The organism is Serratia sp. 201, from assembly GCF_037027545.1.
In the GTDB taxonomy this organism is placed as follows: Bacteria; Pseudomonadota; Gammaproteobacteria; order Enterobacterales; family Enterobacteriaceae; genus Serratia; species Serratia bockelmannii.
Window position 1 is genome coordinate 76,594 of sequence record NZ_JAXCHC010000001.1, and the last position, 16,729, is coordinate 93,322.

Genomic DNA, 16,729 nt, shown 5'->3' on the forward strand with positions numbered 1-16,729 from the left:
CTAATGTTTAAGTATCTGATGTTGATTATATTATTTTTATCTAATTTTTCGTTGGCTGAAATTAATTACAAGATAACAAAGGCAGAAATCAAACCATACACAAGCGACTCATTTGGTAGTGGATACATGGGGTTGCAAGAAAAACCAAATGAGCCAGGATATGGTTTATTCTACGATATTAAGCTCTCGTCTAATGACGATGCCGAGATATGGAGGTTTTTGTCTGATAAAAACAGCTCAATAAACACAATGACTTGCAATAACAAGGCTATAAAATCTCTTCTAGATGGCCTTTATACTATCAACATGACATTCTATAAAGAGAATGGTGATGTGATAATAGGTCTGCTAACTAATAAAAATTCATGCAATAGGTGACGTATGGGATTTCTTAGTAATATGATCGAAGGTGCAGTTGTAAAAAAAGTGACATCAAAAACTGTAGATGAGTTCTGTGCATTGGAGTGCAAGGATAGGGCTCAGGCATTGCTATGCGCAGCTGAACTAGCAACAAGTGAACTTGCTGGAAAAAACAGCCATGAATCCATGCTTGTATCTCAGATAATGATTTCACCATTTGCTGCATCAGCGAATGACTGTATGGCTATTTTTGATAGATTCCTTGATGACTTTACAAAAATTGAACGTATTTCTAAAGGGCAGTTAAGAGATTTTGAGCGTTCTGTTGGTGATGTGCAGTTTAAATTCATCAAGGAATCAATGCATTGTAGGCTTATGGCAATGCGTATAATTCTTTTTATTCTTGCTGATGGGGCTGATAAGATTGGTGGCGATATTGGGAAAAGATTTTATCTTAGCCTACATGAAAGCAATAAAGTTACCACGATGATTGACGCTGCAAATGTTTTTATTGAAAGGAAATTAATTGAGAATAGTGCTATCTCTGATGAGTCGTGTTCATATGATGAAGATGTGTTTAGATATAAAAACATTATCACTTCATGGGATGCGTCAGGAATAGTAAAACACATTCAGCAAGGATAAATCATCAATCCAATTATGGCTTGTCGCAATAAGGAGTGCCCCCATGACACAGAAAGCCAATGCAAAAAAAGGCAGGGAAAGGCCCAGCCGACAGGCGATTCGGCGTTCTGCTGAGTATAAAGCAAAGCTTAGTGCTGCATCAGATCTTCTTGCTGGTAGGTTAGACTGGATTGGGATAACCAAAGAAGAGTCAATATCTTTATCTCGACAATTGTATGCTGACCTAAAAGACTCCACCTCATCGGATTTCGTTTGCATATCTGAATAGCACACCACCCACCAAGCCCCTCATGGGGCTTCTTTTTTGTATTTTGGCAAACCAAGTCTGATTTGCTTCTCTGGCTTTTTGACCGCCGATCCATTCGTTTCCATGAACAGAGGGAAATCAAACCAAGATATGCTTGATACTTCCTCAGATGAAATAATCAAATCCATATCATTAATCTGCTTTTTCTTCATCGTCCTTGTTGATGGTGCAGACCGGGTTTTAAATTCACTAGGGTAGTTGTTTGTGAACTCTATTGATAACGTTGAGCTATCTCTGTAACCAGACATGATCGGGAAAAGCGATATGTATTGATTAGGCTTTTCACTTTCAGTTGGCTCATCAAGACCGTTAACGATTCCGACATAAACCTTCCTAGAGGATAAGCTTATCAGCACCGGCCTCTTAGGGGTTTCTTCCATTGCGTCAAGAAGCATGGCATCGAAGGTTCCATGGTTAACAGTCTTCCTCAGAACCCGTAGTTTCATTGCATGCATTATGCTGTAATGACATTCCTTTTCATACATAAACCCTCTGAATAGATTTTTTATGAAAACTAAAGAAACCCATGCGAGAGATATTGCAATAGCCCCAACAGACAACATAATTAGCCATGCATATATTCTATCTGTATCTTTCTTTTTTGTTACCTGAAAGCTTCCTGAAACGTCTGTAATTAGGTGGAAGTCGGGGAAGAAAAACTTTATTACTGCTGCTGATGCCGCTGCCCCTATAACGCAAAAGGCACCAAAGCTGGCAACCTTTAAATAAAGAAGCTGACCATCATATCTATGCAGTTTGTAATAATGAAATAAATCAGCGGTTACAATTATATAACCGCTGACTAAAATTGGAATTAATAGCAGAGCAATCAATCGTCACTTCCTAACGGTAGCAGCCTTACTGTTGACTATCATTGCAGCCATTCGCTGCATTTCTTTCACTTCCGGAAGTTGTGCGATCTCCTCGGATGGTATGTAGGCAGCTCCGCGACCAACAATGCGCATCTGAGCGACTTGGCGCTCATCATTTCTGGACGAAGCTTTCGCCTGACCATAACGCTTTGTCTTGTCTCTTAAGTCACCCCAGAACCATTTCATACACCCTCCTTTCGATTACCAAACTGGTAATCAGCACGGTCAGTATACAACTTCTCCCACTTTTTTATCAAATTTGAACATAGTTTTTAGAAGCAAAACAGAACTGAAAATTTTTCGGTTTTTGTATTGGATTTTTCAATGTGAAAATTTTCGTTTTAAATCATAATCATCAAACGATGACAACGGGGCTTGCGCCCCGTTTTTTACATCTTAGCCAGATCGCTCATGGCCTTCTTATAGCGTCGAAGTCCGTGACTAAGTGCTTTCATAACCTGATCGCTACTTGCGTTATCTTCCCCGCGGGGAGGGCATGAAACCGACCTGTCGCGTGGTTGGATGGTTATTTTTTCATCTTGACTCCTTTTCCACCGTTGGTGGCAAAGACTGCTTGAATCCTGTACTGCTCACATCTTCCCAATCTGATGATCTATGTAGCGGGCGTGGGTCTGGATGTCACCCAGAGCGCGGCGCATGCCGCCGACGTAGCAGCGGATAATGTCCAGTTCCCGATCGGCTGCTGACACATCGAAGCCATCGGCGCGCAGCCATTCCAGCAAAGTGAGCAGGGTGCTGCTGTCGTCCTTACTCAGGAAGTCGCGGATGATTGTCGCTTCATGCTTCCTGTTCGCCGGCAGGCTGTAGTTCGGTCGCTTGCCCGCGGGGATAAACTCGCCTTCATGAATGATCTGCTGCAGCTTGTCGACCAGGGCAGACAGATTGGCGGTGCCGGTAAGATCGCCAAGCGTGTTGTGGCCATAGCGCTGGCTGGCTAACTCGCTCTCCATCCGGTCGAACTCCGCGATATACGCTTCCTTGAACTGCGCCGCTTTCTTGCCGGTGAAGCCCATCACCAGGAAGACGAAGCCGTTCTTGGTCATATCGTAAACCTTGGATTTACGCACGGCGCCATTCCCGATGGTTACTTCTTGAACATGGGCTGAAAAGTTAGCTGATGCAAATTGTTCTGAGCAGTCAAGCGTCTCGATCTTCTGCAACACGTTCTTGTGCTCTCTGCAGAAAAAGTTTGCCACACTTTGGGATGTGGTGATTGCTTTGCCAGTGCGCACGAATACTTCTGGATATGAGGACATGATCGGATGTGCCATAGTGATTCTCCTTAGTTTGGATTATCACCACCTCTGAGACCAATCAGGCTGGTGGTGAGCTGTGCAGGGTTGGTCTTGCCGGGGAGAATCAACCGGTGAGCCTTTCGGCTCCCCCACACAGCCCACCATTGATAGGGGTGTAGCTGAATTGAACGCATAAAAAAACCGCTTTCGCGGCTATTGCGCGACTCTCTCAAGCGGGAGACCAATCCCGGCATCAGATTTTGCTGATGCGCTATCACTGTGGCGCAGGTTTGCGAGAAAGTAAATGTACCAATTTGGTAACTATTTTGCGAGCGGGATTGAGAAAAGATTACCTGAGCAGCAGCCGGGCTAGGCCCGGCGAGGTATTGACGATGGTAATTATTGTTCCAACTGGTGAGTAATAAATTGCGAATGTGTTTTGATTTTTTCCTTCATTTTTTCATTTTGTGTGACATAGTTCACTAAAGCATTCAGTTCCAGCATAGCACCGCCGATCTCTGAACCGTCCTCATCGAGTTCCTTCAGCAGCGTTTCCAGTAGTGAAGCCTTAGCTAATCCCGCGATCCCTTCGCGCGTGTTAACGCTTTTCTCCAGCATCCTGCTGGCCGGGTAGCTGTACTTCTTCATTGCGTAATGCACCTCGCTCAGCTTGTAACTACTGTATAAATAACCATATATAAAAATGATTAGTTTAGCAATATGCGCAACACTAATTACCAATAAGGTAACAAAATTAAATATACCACATAATTAAATTCATGTATGGATTGACAGACGCTAGAATGGTCTTTATGTGAGCAAATGGGATTAGAGAGATGACCGTATCAACAGAGGTAAGCCGAGAGGAATACACCGGCAACGGGGTGACGACAGATTTTGACTATCGCTTCCGTGTGTTTTCTGCGGATGAGCTTGTTGTTACTGTCGCGGACACAACAGAAAACATCCGCACACTGGTGCTAAATACCGATTACACAGTTACCGGCGCCGGCAGTCGTAACGGAGGCAAGGTTAAGCTTGCCAGCGCGCTGGCCAATAACTGGCGGATCAGCATCGAGCGAGAGCTGCCTGTCACCCAGGAAACCGACGTTCGTAACCAGGGTAACTTCTTCCCTGAAGTGCATGAGGACGCATGGGACAAGCTGACCATGCTGATCCAGCAGGCGATTGGTGGCCTTGGCCTTGCGCTGCGTAAACCTAACTGGCTGGCAAAGTATTACGATGCTAAAGGCAATCGTATCGCTAATCTTGGCAACCCCATTAATGATCAGGATGCTGCAACAAAGAGCTACGTCGATAGTGTAAACGATGGCTATTACAAGCGAACGCTACGGGTTCCAGAGTCATCTGTAAACATGCTGCGCCCGGTGGCTGAGCGCAATAAATCCCTACTCGGTTTCAATGACCTTGGCCAGCCGGTTCCTATCTTCTCAATGACTGATACAGCGGATCTTGCCATCCGCTTGGCATCTTCCACAGGGGCCAACCTGGTCGGCTGGAAGGATAAGACGGTAGGCGAATATCTTGATCTGTTCGATCGCCGGGTTCCCTATGTTACCCCTGAAGAATTCGGCGCGGCTGGGAATGGCGTTATTGATGATACAGCAGCGTTCACTGCGGCTTTATCTACCGGCAAGAATGTCTACTGCTCTAGCACGGCAAACTATCGTATTACCGCACAGTTGGTGTGGCCGTGGATGGATTCTGGTCAGCAGAGCCTTTTCGGCAATGGGGCAATTATCACAGCCCCAAATTTGCGAACTACCGTTTTTGCCCAGCGATTGGCAGATGGCAGCATTCAGAAAACGACAATTCGTAAGCATTACCTTGAGTTGACGCTGCAGGGGCCGGTAACAACAAGGGATATCTATGCGAGCGTAAACGGTACTGATGGTTTTTATATCAGCCATGGCAACCTTGTCCGTTGTAAAACTATTGGCTTCACAACGGGCGCATCAATCATGGGTCATACGACAGTGCAGGCGTTCTATGCAGATAACATGCGTAACGCCGCGCTCAGGTCAGAAGGCGAATTGAATAGGGTGTTCGGTCTTACCGCTGGGTGGACTGCCGGCGACACTTTAATTATCAAAAGTGACTTTAGCTATTATGCCGATATTTATGCTGAGTATGCAGGCGTAATTCCTAAAGATACCTTGGAGCCTGGACCACAACAGGGCAGCGCAATATCCTTCGCACAAGATGGACAGAATGCTGGTGGAAATGTCGTTAATGGTGTTTCGTGTCGCTACTATGGCGCTGGTGCAATTACAGTCAACGGCACAGAAAACCATGTTGGTGGCGTCCTCCACATCGGCCGACCAGCTGATACGTCATTTGCTGCCGTTGACCGTTATGATCCGGCAATTTATATCGGTGGAACTAACTGTTCAATAGGAGATGTGAACGCTGATTTTGTATATGGTGGAGTCCATTTGCACAATGGTTCCGTTAACTGTCGAATTGGGCAGGTTAACCTGGGTAATGTTTCTGACCTTAATTCATATTGCCAAGCATTCGTTGCTTCTGGGGTGTGCACCCGTTGCAAGGTTGATGGGATTTATGCAAATGGCGTGGCTAAAAATGATAGCGTTTATATCTCCATGTCTGATTTGTACGTAGGGAATATTTCAATAACCAATTTAAACCTGCCAACTTCAGCAGGTGGGTTTAGCATTAAAATATTGGGAGCATGCACGATTAATAACATTAATGTGTCTGTTAATGCAACCAGCCCAAGCGCAATAAATACTATCTACATTGGTGGGGCTGCAAAAATTTCCAATCTTGAAATGCATAATGCGTTTGGTACATCTGTAATTACTGCTAATAACATTTCACCAATCCTTGGCAGAGTGCTTCTTAATCCAAGACCTGATAATACAACTCGTTGCATTGATCTTCCCAGTTCTGACGCGTCAGCTACTCGATACATTGGATCCCTTACGGTGACTGGAACCACGCAGCCACGAGCTAACGGCACTGTTCATATCGGTGCATATCGCGGAAGCGCTTGGCTGCGTAGTGATTTATCCAAAACATTATCCGTATGGTATCCGGTAGCCACTGAACAAGTAGTAACCAGCTAAGGAGAGAACATGTCTTTTAATAAAACAATCGAAGCCGATAGAGTAAGGCAGTTAACAAGCAGTATGGCAGTAATTCGTGGTGATAATGTCGTAGTTACATTTACGGCTGATGCGATGAATTTTTTTAATGCAATTGAAAATGACCCTAATTATTTCATGGCAAGCGTTAGGGTAAAAATAGTTATTCCTGATGATGATGCTGAATATTTTGCGAACTTTGAGTGCATTGTTACTTTGAGTGGAAATCCATTATTGCAAGCAGAGGGAGCGTATTCATTATACCTGGACTCATTGGGAAACCATAATTAATGCCGCCGCGCGCGGAGGTGGAGCATGAAAATGGGAACAGGAAATAGCGGGTGGTGGTCATATTTTTGGGGTGCGATTACTGGATTGCTAAGCACTCTCACGCTTCAAGATGTCGCCTTTGCGGGCGGCGCATTTGTGACTGCAATTTTCACGTACCTGACTTATCGATCTAACGATAGAAAAAACAAGGCCGCTATTGCAGCTGAGCAGGAACGCACTCGCCTTTATGCTGAATGGATAGATTCGCAGAAGTCTAAACCGGTATCTTCTCAGGCAGCAGCGATCGATGTCATTGGCCACCAGGTTGAGAAAGTTGAGGCAGAAGCATGAGCAACTTAAAAAAGACGGGCGCCGCCGGCGCGGTCTGTTCTGTCATGGTCATCATAGGCCTGGTGCTATCGAGTGGCGAAGTTAAAACCAGTACGGCTGGTCTTGAGCTGATTGGTAACGCTGAGGGCTGCCGCAGGGATCCGTACAAATGCCCGGCAGATGTATGGACCGATGGCGTTGGCAATACGCACGGCGTTAAACCTGGTGTGCGAAAAACTGATCAACAGATCGCTGCGGACTGGAAAAAGAACATCCTGGCGGCTGAGAAGTGCGTTATCCGCAATGCGGCAGGTGACAAGCTTCGGCAGGGGGCATTTGACGCGGCTGTTAGCCTGACGTTTCGTGTCGGCTGCGGCGCCGCTCAGAAATCTACGCTGTTCAGGTTGTCTCGCCAGGGAAAAATAGACGAGGCATGTGAACAGTTTCCGCGCTGGGTTTATGCCGCTGGCAAAGTTTTACCTGGATTGGTGACAAGAGCTGGCAAGGAGCGTGCTTTATGCCTGGCAAAATGATAGCCACCATCGTGGTGATCCTACTGGCGCTGGCGTCCGTTGTCGGCGCTGGTGCCTGGATGGCTGGCCGACACTACCAACCAACGATTGACCGGCTCAACGATGCGCTGACGCAATGCCGCGATACCGGCAGGCAGCAGGCGGCGACAATCGACAGCCAGAACGCTGGCATAACGGCATTGCAGCGTGAACAAGCCGAGAGAGAGGCCAAGGCCAAGGCTAATCAGGAAAAAGCCCGCGAGCAGGCCCGTGGCGACTATGGGAAGGCAAATTCCGTTATGGCAGAGCGAACCACCGGCGAAGCGTGCGCGGCGGCGTCTGCTGCGTTTGACGCAGAGCTGCGCCGGGAGCGTGCCCAATGAAAAAGTTAATGCCAGCGATCTTATTGATGATAGGTGGGTGCTCGAGCGCGCCGTCGTCTCCGTCATATGTCGAAGTGAAAGTGCCGGTGGCCGTGCCATGCAAAACGGCAGACGTTGCGCGCCCGGCGTTCGCAGTTGACCAGTTGCCTATCGGTGCTACTATCGACGTCCAGATGCGAGCACTGCGTGCTGAGCGCCATCAGCGTATCGGTTATGAGCGTGAATTACTGGCTGCGAATGAGGCATGCAAATGACTGTGCCATCTTTGTGTCACGTATACATTTGCATGATTCATCAACATGCATGATGTGCCATCAACTAAGTGATTGTGAATGCGGTGATGGCTATATAAAACAGTTGGTTATGGTTGGTGCTTAGAATTCGTAATGCGAAGGTCGTAGGTTCGACTCCTATTATCGGCACCATCTCTCCTTCAGATTCCCTTTGCTTACCTTTTCGTCGGTTAAACAACCGTTTAATCATCCGCTGTTATAATTACCCCTGTTGAGCCTTGATGGGTGAATGTTTTCTCCTCAAGCATTGCGATGCGGCGCTCTGTGGAGCGGCATCCGTTTTTTGGACATGCCGGTGGTTCGGTGAGAAGTAAGGAGAAGTGCACTATGAGCAGAAAAGACAAGCTCGCGGCGGCCCTGCTGGCCATCTTCCTGGGTGGGCTGGGCATTCACAAGTTTTACTTAGGGATGAAATGGTGGGGGCTGTTCTACCTGCTGTTCTGCTGGACGGGGATCCCGGCGATTGTCGGCTTTATCGAAGGCATTATTTATCTGTTCCAATCGGAAGAGAAGTTCAACCAGAAATACAATCCTGGTCTGATTTAAGGCTTTGCTGACGGCGCTTCCTGTTGCGGGAAGCGCCGTTTTTCATTCCGCTACTGTTTCTTCATCATCTTGCCGCGCATCTCTTCACTCATCATTTTATTCGAGCTGGAGATCACGCAGTTATATTGCTTGCCTTGGTTGATGACCATAAAGGTGCTGACCGGATTTTTAAAATCTTTGTCGATGGTGAAATAAATATAGGCCTGCGGCAACGCGGCCGGTTTAAAGGCGCCGAAGGCATACACATCCGCCAGGCCCAGCGCGGAGAGATCGACCGTCAGTTCCATCGGCTGTTTGTCATTTGGCGATGGGAACATCGATTTGGCCGACATCATCATGGTGCTGCTGTTGATGCTGTAATCGGTTTTAACCTTCATGCCGATATATTTCGATACCGGCATGGAAAGTTCTTTTTGACAGGCGGCGTCGTGCTGTGGCGCCGGGCTGCCGTTTTCCATCACGGCGTGCACGTGTTCCAGCGTCACTTCCGCGCTGCCTGTGGTAGGCTGCGCATCGGCCGCGTAAGCCGCGCCGCTGAAGGCGGCCACAGAGGTAAGGATAATGCCCGTAACGATTTTCATTGTCGGTCTCCGGAATGCTAATAATGATATTAATTGCGGTGTGTAGCCTATTGGCCAGATAAAATGCAAAGTGACCTGTTCCGTGGAGATAAAATATCCTCGGAATTTTTATAATTAATAGTGTTTCACCCACGCGGTATGCGAGGTTTGTTTAATTATATTGGGAGCCTTTCTATTTTTTTAGTCTATTTACCTGCATATAAAGAGTATGTATAAACATAGTCAATGTTTAGAATATGCACAAATTACTGCAGTTTTTTTTCCCTTTTATCTTTTGGTTTTTAATAGGGTTGCGAATATTGCATTGAGATACAGGGAGTTGTCTTTTCTACGTTCAAATCACTCTTTGAAGCGTTATTTATGTGATCTTTGTAGTCACAGAAATAACGCTGAAATTATTATCTTTCTATTTAACGGCTAATTATTCATGGCATAGGCTTCAACCCTTTGCGTTTCCTGCGCTAGAATCAGGCGGTTTTCTCGTGGAAAAGGATATCGCCATGGCCGCCTGGGCCTTTTTGATCGTCGGTTGGGGGTTGATTTGGCAGGATCACCCGATTTTCGGCGTGCTGTGCATCGCGCTGTTTGCCGTGCTGCAATGGGCGAAGCACGCCGCTAAAAGCGGGCAAGAACCCGAAGCGGCGGCAGAGTGGCGCAAGACCGACTGGCGTTCGCAGCCGATTGAGATGGCGCACGCCGGCGACAGCGACCGGCAGATTGGCGGCGTGGGGGAGCTGGGCATGGGCGGCCCCAATTTTTGGACGCTGCTGCTGCGCGACGGGGCGATTGTGCATGGCGCCTGTGCCGCGCCGCAGGACGTGGACGACGGCAAGCTGCGCCTGATCCCGACCCGCGGCCGCGAGGGTGAGGGGCTGACGGTCTACGAGCCTGCCGCCCGGGCGATGTATGCGCTGCCTGCGTTGACCGATCGCGAGCTGGGAGCCTTGGCCGCCGGTTCCGTTGAGGCGCTGGCGCGGCTGAGGGCGACGTGTCGGCAGGTGGAGGCCACGCCGTTGCACCTTGTGCGCGGTCTGTGGGTGCCGCAGTGGGTAGCGGATCCGGCTGATCGGCTGGAGATCACGTTGCCCAGCGGCCGCGTGCTGGCGGCGCGCTCGATGTTGCCGGCGGATCTGCGCCAGGCGGACGATCCTGCCGCGCTGCTGCACACGCCGCCTTATGAACTGTTGCTGGATAACAGGCCGACCGATCGCTTCGTGCGCGATCTCGAACGCGTGGCGGAATCCCCGGCGGGTGACGGTTTGAGCGTCGGCGGCTGCCAGTTCCACGGCGAGCATATCGTCGATGGCCTTTACCATCTGTACTTCGCCGGCGAGTGGTTCAGCCTGCTCTCTTACGCGCATAAACCGGCGGGCGGGCGCGGTTCGGACACCACCTTTTTCGTCGAGCGGGTCGAGCCGCAAGACGGCGGGGTGTTTGTGATTGAATGGGATGCCTACAGCGTGGGGCCCGACGGGCGTGAGCCGCGCGTGCCGGCCCCGCCGGTATTGGTTATCGCGGTGAGTTGGCAGGAAACGCCGCTGCAGTTGCCAACGGCCAACAACCGCGTGACCGTGCGCTTGCCCAACGCTACGGCGTAAGGCTTAAGGCTTAAGGCTTAAGGCAGCACCCTGACTTCGCCGTTGTGCAAGGTCAGCACCGCGATCGGGCTGCCGGAGAAGCACTCCCTAAAGATCCAGTCGCTGGGCCGAAACGCCGCCGCTGGCAGCCCGGCCTGCCACTCCTCCCACTGCGGGGTCGGCTTATCCGGCGGTAAAGAGAAAGAGACCAGCCAACCCGCTTCGCAGTGCACCCTTTGGCCGCTCGGGCGGGTAAAGGTGTGCGCGCTCGCCAGCTCCATCACCGGCGGTAAAACCTCGAAGGCGATGATCGGCACGCCGGCCACGCTCTGCGGCTGAGGAAAACGCACGGCGGTCACGCCGTTCATCGTGATAGGGCTGTCTTCGGTGCCGGGCAGGCGTGGCTCCTGGCGGTTTACCCAACTGCCTTTCGGCAGCGTCGTTTCACCGAACGGCTTTGCCTCGTCGAGCGTCAAGTAGCTGCGTTGATTCCAACGATCTTCCGCCCGCTGGCTCTTGATGTCCTGGATGGCCATGCCGATCAGCATCAGCGCGAACGCCACCGGGTAGATCGCCAGCGCCGAGGCCAACAGATAGCCGCCCCAGGAAAGCGGCGGGCGCGGGCGGCCGCAGCGGGCGGCGGCGTATCGCCAGCCCCACCAGGCGAGCAGGATGCCGGCGAGCAGCAGGGCCAATAACAGCGCCAGCAGGCCGGCGGCGCCGGCGCCATAACCTAACAGCATGGCAAGTTCCTTATGTTCACGGCGTGGTGGAGCGATAGCGAACGAAGTAGGGCAGCGCCGGGGTCTCCCTGTCATCGTCATAGTGGCTTTCTGGTTCGATCACGGTTTGGCGCGCGTCGTCGCGCCCGTTGTACCGGTACTCCAACGGCTGTCGGTAGTGCACGTCGGATGAGCGCAGATCGAAAATCAGCGAAAGACGCGCATCGCCGTTATCCGTTTGGGCGACCAGCTTATCGTTGCCCGCCCAGAGCTGATACAGCGATTTATCGCCGGTCTCCAGCAGCACCTTCAACTGCCCGTCGGATTGATAACGCAGAAGCTGATACAGCCCTCTGTCCAGCGTTTGTGCGATCAGGTAGATGCCGCCGTCCGGGGCTTGCGCGCTTTCCTCCACGCGCACCAGCAGCCAATGCATTTCAATCACCTCGCCGGTTTTACCGTTAACGGCGATGTGTAACGCGCCAGATCCGAGCACCGGGTTCATCCAGAAATGCACGCGGTCGCCATCAATGGCGGTGAATATCTCGGGTACGGATTTGCGCTTACCGGAGGCGTAAGCCGTCGGTGACTCCTCCTCGCCGCGCTCAAAGCCCAGCAGTTGCCGTGCGTCCAGCAGCGCCGGCAGATCCAGCGTCTGCCGCCAATGGGCGCCGAAGTCCGGGCTGTAGAATACGCCTTCGGTGCTGATGAGATACAGCGCGCGTTTTCCCGGTTGCGCCACCAGTTTGCCGCCGACAAAGGAAGGCCGGTTGTCGTCGCCCTCCGGCCAGGGGATCAGCGCCCCGATGGTACCCCGTTGCACATCAACCAGCCTGCGGCCCTCAGAGAGAAAAAGCACGCACTCCTGCTCGCCGCAAACCGCATCGTGGATCAAGTCGTCGAGTTCCCCCAGCATCTGTAACCCTTTTGGGCCGGCAAACAGCACCTGGCTGAGGTAGTTGGCCGCCCAACCGTAAAAGCTGTTGTACGCGCGGTCTTCACTTCTTTTGCTGGTGAGCAGCAGGGCGCCGTCCTGCGCCGGGTAGCTATGGATGAGATCGTACCGGGCTATCGTCGGCAACGCCTGGTCGCCCCGAGTCCATTGCCACTGCGCATAGCGTTGCTCAGGGGCGAGCAAATAGACGCCCAGCGCGCTGGCTAAAAACAGCGTCAGGATAATAAGGGGTCTTTTATAAAGCGCTAACGTCATCATTTCAGCTCCGTCACCTGAGCCTGCCGCCACAACCTGCGGCGCAGATTTCGCAGGTATTTAAACGTTTTAAACGTGCGGTGCTGGTCAAAAGAGTACAGGCGACAGATCTGGGCGAAACCCTCGATCAGCAGCGCCAGGCCGCTGACCATCAGCATCAGCAGCAGAATAATCGGCGGCAATTCACTGCCGAGGCGCTTCAGGGTCCAGGCATCCAGGTAAAAGCCCGCCGGGGTATCGGCGTTATCCACCACCGTCATGCCGAGCACAAAACACGCCACGATTGCCCCAAAAATGAAGACAACGCGCGCGCACAGGTTAAGGCCGGCTTCGGTGAAGTAGCGGCTGCCGCCGATGAGATAGGTTTGGCGATCGCGATGATTGATGATCCCACGCACCGTCGGCAACTCGGGGACGGTGTCGTTTTCGCAATACAGCACCTGCAGCGGATCGCCTTTGGCGATGAAAAGCGGATGTTGCCGACGAAATACCGGGTGCAGTTTGGTATTGGGGACGTTGAGCGCGCGGGTCGTCAACGCGAAGTGCGTCTCCTTCTGACGCCACGCATAGGTGTCCAAATACTGCACCTGCCGCGGGATCTCATAGTGGCAGAGTTCGTAGCTCAGGGCGTTGACCGTCTCTATGCCGGAGGCCTCGACGCCCTCGGGGAGGGGGAACTCGGTTTGTGGCGTTGCGGGCACTGGCGCGGCGTCTGCGCGGACGGCCCGGTATCTGATGCCGGGGATTTTCAGGCTGAGCGAGCCGGGCGGCGTGACGTCTTGCCCCTGCAGCACGCGATCCAGCGCTCTGAGCAGGCGCCTGCGGCCGCGGTGCGCAATCAACAGGAGCTCCGAACCGACGAACAGCACCATGCCGATGCCGATAAGGCCGGCGATGATGGCGATAAAGAACAGGACGATGGTCAGCCAGGAATCTTCCCGGTCCATGATGAAAAAGGCCGCCGGGAAACCGCCGGCCAGCGCTGCGCCCAGCAGCAGCAGGGCGAAGTATTTCAGCTTATATTTCAGCGTTCTGTCAGGCTCCAGCCGGCCTTTCGTGCCGTGCAGCAGCCAGTGCAGCCAGTAGCTGCCGTCCCGCAGGCGGTGGGCGCCGATCTTCACCCGATCGCCGGCAGCGAGCCTGGCCAGCAGATTTTCGCTGTCGCTGAAGTCATCGCGATAAAAAAAGAACGTCTGGCCGGAGGCGATGATCCTCACCAGATTGTCGGGCGCCGTCTGTTGGCAAGCGCATTGCTCGACGGTCACATGAAAAAATTGGGTTTGCATATCATTCCCTGTCAGCAGGCGTGGTCCGAAAATTCATCCCTGGCGCCGGATGGTCAGCGCTTTTTCATCAGTGGCAGCATACGCACCAGCGCATTGTCCTTGACGATATAGTGGTGGAATAGTGCGGCGGCGGTATGCAGGCCGATCAGCCAGTAGCCGAATGACGCCAGCGTTTTGTGCCAGCCGATAATCGCCCGCGCCTGCGGCCGATCGGCCACGTCGGCGAACGGCATCGGCAGGCCGAATAGATACCACTCTTTGCCCCCCAGATAGCGCGAATAGACCCCCAGCACCGGCAGCGTCAGCAGCAGCAGGTAGATCAGGGTGTGCGTCAGGTGCGCCAGGCCGGTTTGCCACTTCGGCGGTTTGGGCGCGATGGCGGGCGAGGGGTGGCGCCAGCGTAGGAACAGGCGGGCGATCATCAGCGCAAACACCGTTACGCCGCAGCTGAAGTGGGTGACAACCAGCACGTACCAAGGGGCGCTGCCCGGTTCGGCAAAGCCGCGCAGCTCGATGGTGACACAGGTGATGACCAGCAGGATCGCCACCAGCCAGTGCAGGCGAATTTGCCACGGCATGTAGGTGTTCTGCACCGGGTTACCTTTTGATGTTAAAGGGTCTGTGCGTCGATGGTAACGAAATGTTACATCGGAGGAAAGCGCGTGCGCGCAATTTAGGCAAAACGCCAGGTTCAGCTCGCTTATTAAGCTATTGGTTTAGTGGGATATGCGTCTGGTGATAGGTGAGCGCCGTAAGTTATGAAGCTAATAATGATAGGTTTAGAGGCTGGCAGCTTATTAAGCGATGAAGCGGGTTGCGCCGCAGCCCTCGCTGCGGCGCCTAAGATCAGTTCAATTTGGCCTTGGCGAAATCGCTGCCGTTCACGTCCACCACATAGCCGCTCAGGTTGCTGCGGGTGGCGTAGAACACTTTGCCGGTGGCCAGCGGCAGCCACGGCGCCTGTTTGGCGAAGATCACCTGCGCCTGTTGATACAGCTTGGCGCGCGCCTGCGGCTGGTTCTCCTGGATCGCCTGCTGGATCAGCCGGTCATAATCCTTATCGCACCAGCGTGCCACGTTGGCGCCGCTCTGCACGCCGGCGCAGCCGAGCAGGGTGGCGAAGTTGTCCGGATCGCCATTGTCCGACACCCAGCCGTACAGCGCGCTCTGTTGCTCGCCTTTGCGCAGCCCGGCCAGATACTGCCCCCACTCCCAGGTGACGATCTTGGCCTTCACGCCCACCTTCGCCCAGTCGCTCTGGATCATCTCGGCGATGCGCTTGGAGTTCGGGTTGTAAGGGCGCTGTACCGGCATCGACCAGATGTCGGTTTCAAAGCCCTGTTCCAGCCCGGCCTGCTTCAGCAGCTCGCGCGCCTTCTGCGGATCGTAGGCGTACTCCGGCAGTTTGTCGTTGTAGCCCAGCATGCCCGGCGGCAGCAGTGAATTGGCCGGCGTGCCGCTGTCTTTGAACACCGCGGCGACGATCGCTTTCTTGTCCACCGCGTAGCTCAACGCTTGGCGCACCAGCAGGTTGTCGAACGGTTTTTTCTGGGTGTTGAACGCCAGATAGCCGACGTTCAGCCCGGTAATGTCGTGCAGCTGCAGGTTGCCGTCGGCCTTGATGGCGGCGAACTGTTCCGGCAGCGGCGCGGGGATGATCTGGCATTCGTTGGTTTTCAGCTTGGCCAGCCGGGTTTGCGGATCCGGCGTGATGGAGAAGATGAGGTGCTTGCTGGCCACTTCGCCCTGCCAGTAGTGCGGGTTGGCGATGTAGCGGATCAGCGAATCCTGCTTGTACTGCTGCAGCGCAAACGGCCCGGTGCCGATCGGCCAGTTGTCGACGTATTCCGGCGTGCCCTTTTTCAGCATGGCGTCGGCGTATTCGGCGGACAGGATCGAGGCGAAATCCATCGCCCAGTCAGCGACGAAGGCGGCGTTGGGCTGGCTCAGCGTGAAGCGCACGTGATGCTCGTCCACCGCTTCCACCTTGGTGATCAGCTTATCCAGGCCCATGTCGGTGAAGTATTCATAGTTGCCGCCGGAGACCTTGTGATAAGGGTTAGCGGGATCCTTCTGCCGCATCACGGTGAACACCACGTCTTCGGCGTTGAAGTCGCGTGTCGGGGTGAAGTATTTGTTGCTGTTGAATTTCACGCCCTGGCGCAGGGTAAAGGTATAGGTCTTGCCGTCCGGGCTGACGCTCCACTCGGTGGCCAGCGACGGGGCCGGGGTTTTATCGCTTTCACGCAGCGTCACCAAGCGGTTGTACAGCACCTGCGAGGTGGCGATAAAGGTCGGCCCGGAGCTGGAGAGCTGCGGGTTGAACGATTCCGGCGAGGCGACGGTGCAGTACACCAGCGCATCGGAAGCGGCCAGCGCGCCGCCCGCCGACAGCAGGCCGCAGCCGGCCAGCACCAATCCGGCGATAGGGTGTTTTAAAAACGTCAAGGC

At 52.9% G+C, this 16,729-nt stretch carries 21 protein-coding genes; 11 read left to right on the forward strand and 10 right to left on the reverse strand.

The window, feature by feature from the left end:
- Positions 1-3 precede the first annotated feature (3 nt).
- From WA302_RS00480 to WA302_RS00490, 3 genes are read left to right on the forward strand one after another with little or no spacing between them, the layout of a single operon-like run.
- Entirely contained in the window at positions 4-378 is a 375-nt protein-coding gene (locus WA302_RS00480; RefSeq protein ID WP_336062272.1) for a hypothetical protein, read from the forward strand.
- A 21-nt stretch (positions 379-399) separates the two neighbouring features.
- Complete coding sequence (locus WA302_RS00485) at positions 400-1,005, forward strand: hypothetical protein (RefSeq protein ID WP_336062273.1); 606 nt, start codon at positions 400-402, stop codon at positions 1,003-1,005.
- A gap of 43 nt (positions 1,006-1,048) precedes the next feature.
- Entirely contained in the window at positions 1,049-1,273 is a 225-nt protein-coding gene (locus WA302_RS00490) for a hypothetical protein (RefSeq protein ID WP_336062274.1), read from the forward strand.
- Between the two features lie 20 nt (positions 1,274-1,293).
- Here WA302_RS00490 and WA302_RS00495 read toward each other — a convergent pair whose 3' ends face one another.
- The 4 genes from WA302_RS00495 to WA302_RS00510 form a co-directional block, all read right to left on the reverse strand.
- Positions 1,294-2,145 (reverse strand): hypothetical protein, encoded by an 852-nt coding sequence (locus tag WA302_RS00495; RefSeq protein ID WP_336062275.1) that lies wholly within the window; start codon positions 2,143-2,145, stop codon positions 1,294-1,296.
- 3 nt (positions 2,146-2,148) lie between these two features.
- On the reverse strand, positions 2,149-2,370 hold the full coding sequence (locus tag WA302_RS00500) for a hypothetical protein (RefSeq protein WP_061796923.1): 222 nt from the start codon (positions 2,368-2,370) through the stop codon (positions 2,149-2,151).
- Between the two features lie 404 nt (positions 2,371-2,774).
- Positions 2,775-3,476, reverse strand: a complete 702-nt coding sequence (locus WA302_RS00505) for a Rha family transcriptional regulator (protein ID WP_336062276.1) — start codon at positions 3,474-3,476, stop codon at positions 2,775-2,777.
- A gap of 363 nt (positions 3,477-3,839) precedes the next feature.
- A complete protein-coding gene (locus WA302_RS00510; RefSeq protein WP_336062277.1) occupies positions 3,840-4,088 on the reverse strand; it encodes a hypothetical protein in 249 nt (82 codons plus the stop codon).
- Between the two features lie 188 nt (positions 4,089-4,276).
- On the opposite strand from WA302_RS00510, the gene WA302_RS00515 reads away from it, so the two are divergent.
- From WA302_RS00515 to WA302_RS00545, 7 genes are all read left to right on the forward strand, one after another.
- Entirely contained in the window at positions 4,277-6,550 is a 2,274-nt protein-coding gene (locus tag WA302_RS00515) for a hypothetical protein (RefSeq protein WP_336062278.1), read from the forward strand.
- A 9-nt stretch (positions 6,551-6,559) separates the two neighbouring features.
- Positions 6,560-6,859 carry a hypothetical protein gene (locus WA302_RS00520; RefSeq protein ID WP_336062279.1) on the forward strand — a complete coding sequence of 100 codons (300 nt, stop codon included), beginning with the start codon at positions 6,560-6,562 and terminating at the stop codon, positions 6,857-6,859.
- Positions 6,860-6,883: 24 nt separating this feature from the next.
- Positions 6,884-7,189, forward strand: coding sequence for a hypothetical protein (locus WA302_RS00525; RefSeq protein ID WP_336062280.1), 306 nt, complete (start codon positions 6,884-6,886; stop codon positions 7,187-7,189).
- Positions 7,186-7,701: a lysozyme gene (locus WA302_RS00530; protein WP_336062281.1), complete on the forward strand. Its 516-nt coding sequence runs from the start codon at positions 7,186-7,188 to the stop codon at positions 7,699-7,701. Before WA302_RS00525 ends, WA302_RS00530 begins: the two co-directional genes overlap by 4 nt.
- Positions 7,686-8,063 carry a hypothetical protein gene (locus WA302_RS00535; protein WP_336062282.1) on the forward strand — a complete coding sequence of 126 codons (378 nt, stop codon included), beginning with the start codon at positions 7,686-7,688 and terminating at the stop codon, positions 8,061-8,063. Before WA302_RS00530 ends, WA302_RS00535 begins: the two co-directional genes overlap by 16 nt.
- Positions 8,060-8,317 carry a hypothetical protein gene (locus WA302_RS00540; RefSeq protein WP_336062283.1) on the forward strand — a complete coding sequence of 86 codons (258 nt, stop codon included), beginning with the start codon at positions 8,060-8,062 and terminating at the stop codon, positions 8,315-8,317. Before WA302_RS00535 ends, WA302_RS00540 begins: the two co-directional genes overlap by 4 nt.
- 366 nt (positions 8,318-8,683) lie before the next feature.
- Positions 8,684-8,902, forward strand: coding sequence for a TM2 domain-containing protein (locus WA302_RS00545; protein WP_015376761.1), 219 nt, complete (start codon positions 8,684-8,686; stop codon positions 8,900-8,902).
- 50 nt (positions 8,903-8,952) lie between these two features.
- On the opposite strand, the gene WA302_RS00550 is transcribed toward WA302_RS00545, so the two are convergent.
- Positions 8,953-9,483 (reverse strand): hypothetical protein, encoded by a 531-nt coding sequence (locus tag WA302_RS00550; RefSeq protein WP_049295107.1) that lies wholly within the window; start codon positions 9,481-9,483, stop codon positions 8,953-8,955.
- Positions 9,484-9,965: 482 nt separating this feature from the next.
- On the opposite strand from WA302_RS00550, the gene WA302_RS00555 reads away from it, so the two are divergent.
- The gene (locus WA302_RS00555; RefSeq protein WP_227257842.1) at positions 9,966-11,081 is read left to right on the forward strand and encodes a hypothetical protein; all 1,116 of its coding nucleotides are present in this window, start codon (positions 9,966-9,968) and stop codon (positions 11,079-11,081) included.
- A 17-nt stretch (positions 11,082-11,098) separates the two neighbouring features.
- Here the strand turns inward: WA302_RS00555 and WA302_RS00560 are convergent, their stop codons facing one another.
- The 5 genes from WA302_RS00560 to WA302_RS00580 form a co-directional block, all read right to left on the reverse strand.
- A complete protein-coding gene (locus WA302_RS00560) occupies positions 11,099-11,803 on the reverse strand; it encodes a hypothetical protein (protein WP_167324856.1) in 705 nt (234 codons plus the stop codon).
- A 16-nt stretch (positions 11,804-11,819) separates the two neighbouring features.
- On the reverse strand, positions 11,820-12,995 hold the full coding sequence (locus WA302_RS00565; RefSeq protein ID WP_025301679.1) for a hypothetical protein: 1,176 nt from the start codon (positions 12,993-12,995) through the stop codon (positions 11,820-11,822).
- Complete coding sequence (locus tag WA302_RS00570; RefSeq protein ID WP_025301680.1) at positions 12,992-14,278, reverse strand: hypothetical protein; 1,287 nt, start codon at positions 14,276-14,278, stop codon at positions 12,992-12,994. Before WA302_RS00570 ends, WA302_RS00565 begins: the two co-directional genes overlap by 4 nt.
- 53 nt (positions 14,279-14,331) lie before the next feature.
- Positions 14,332-14,856, reverse strand: coding sequence for a cytochrome b561 (gene cybB, locus WA302_RS00575; protein WP_080271280.1), 525 nt, complete (start codon positions 14,854-14,856; stop codon positions 14,332-14,334).
- 268 nt (positions 14,857-15,124) lie between these two features.
- Complete coding sequence (locus WA302_RS00580) at positions 15,125-16,726, reverse strand: ABC transporter substrate-binding protein (protein WP_025301682.1); 1,602 nt, start codon at positions 16,724-16,726, stop codon at positions 15,125-15,127.
- Between the last annotated feature and the right edge of the window lie 3 nt (positions 16,727-16,729).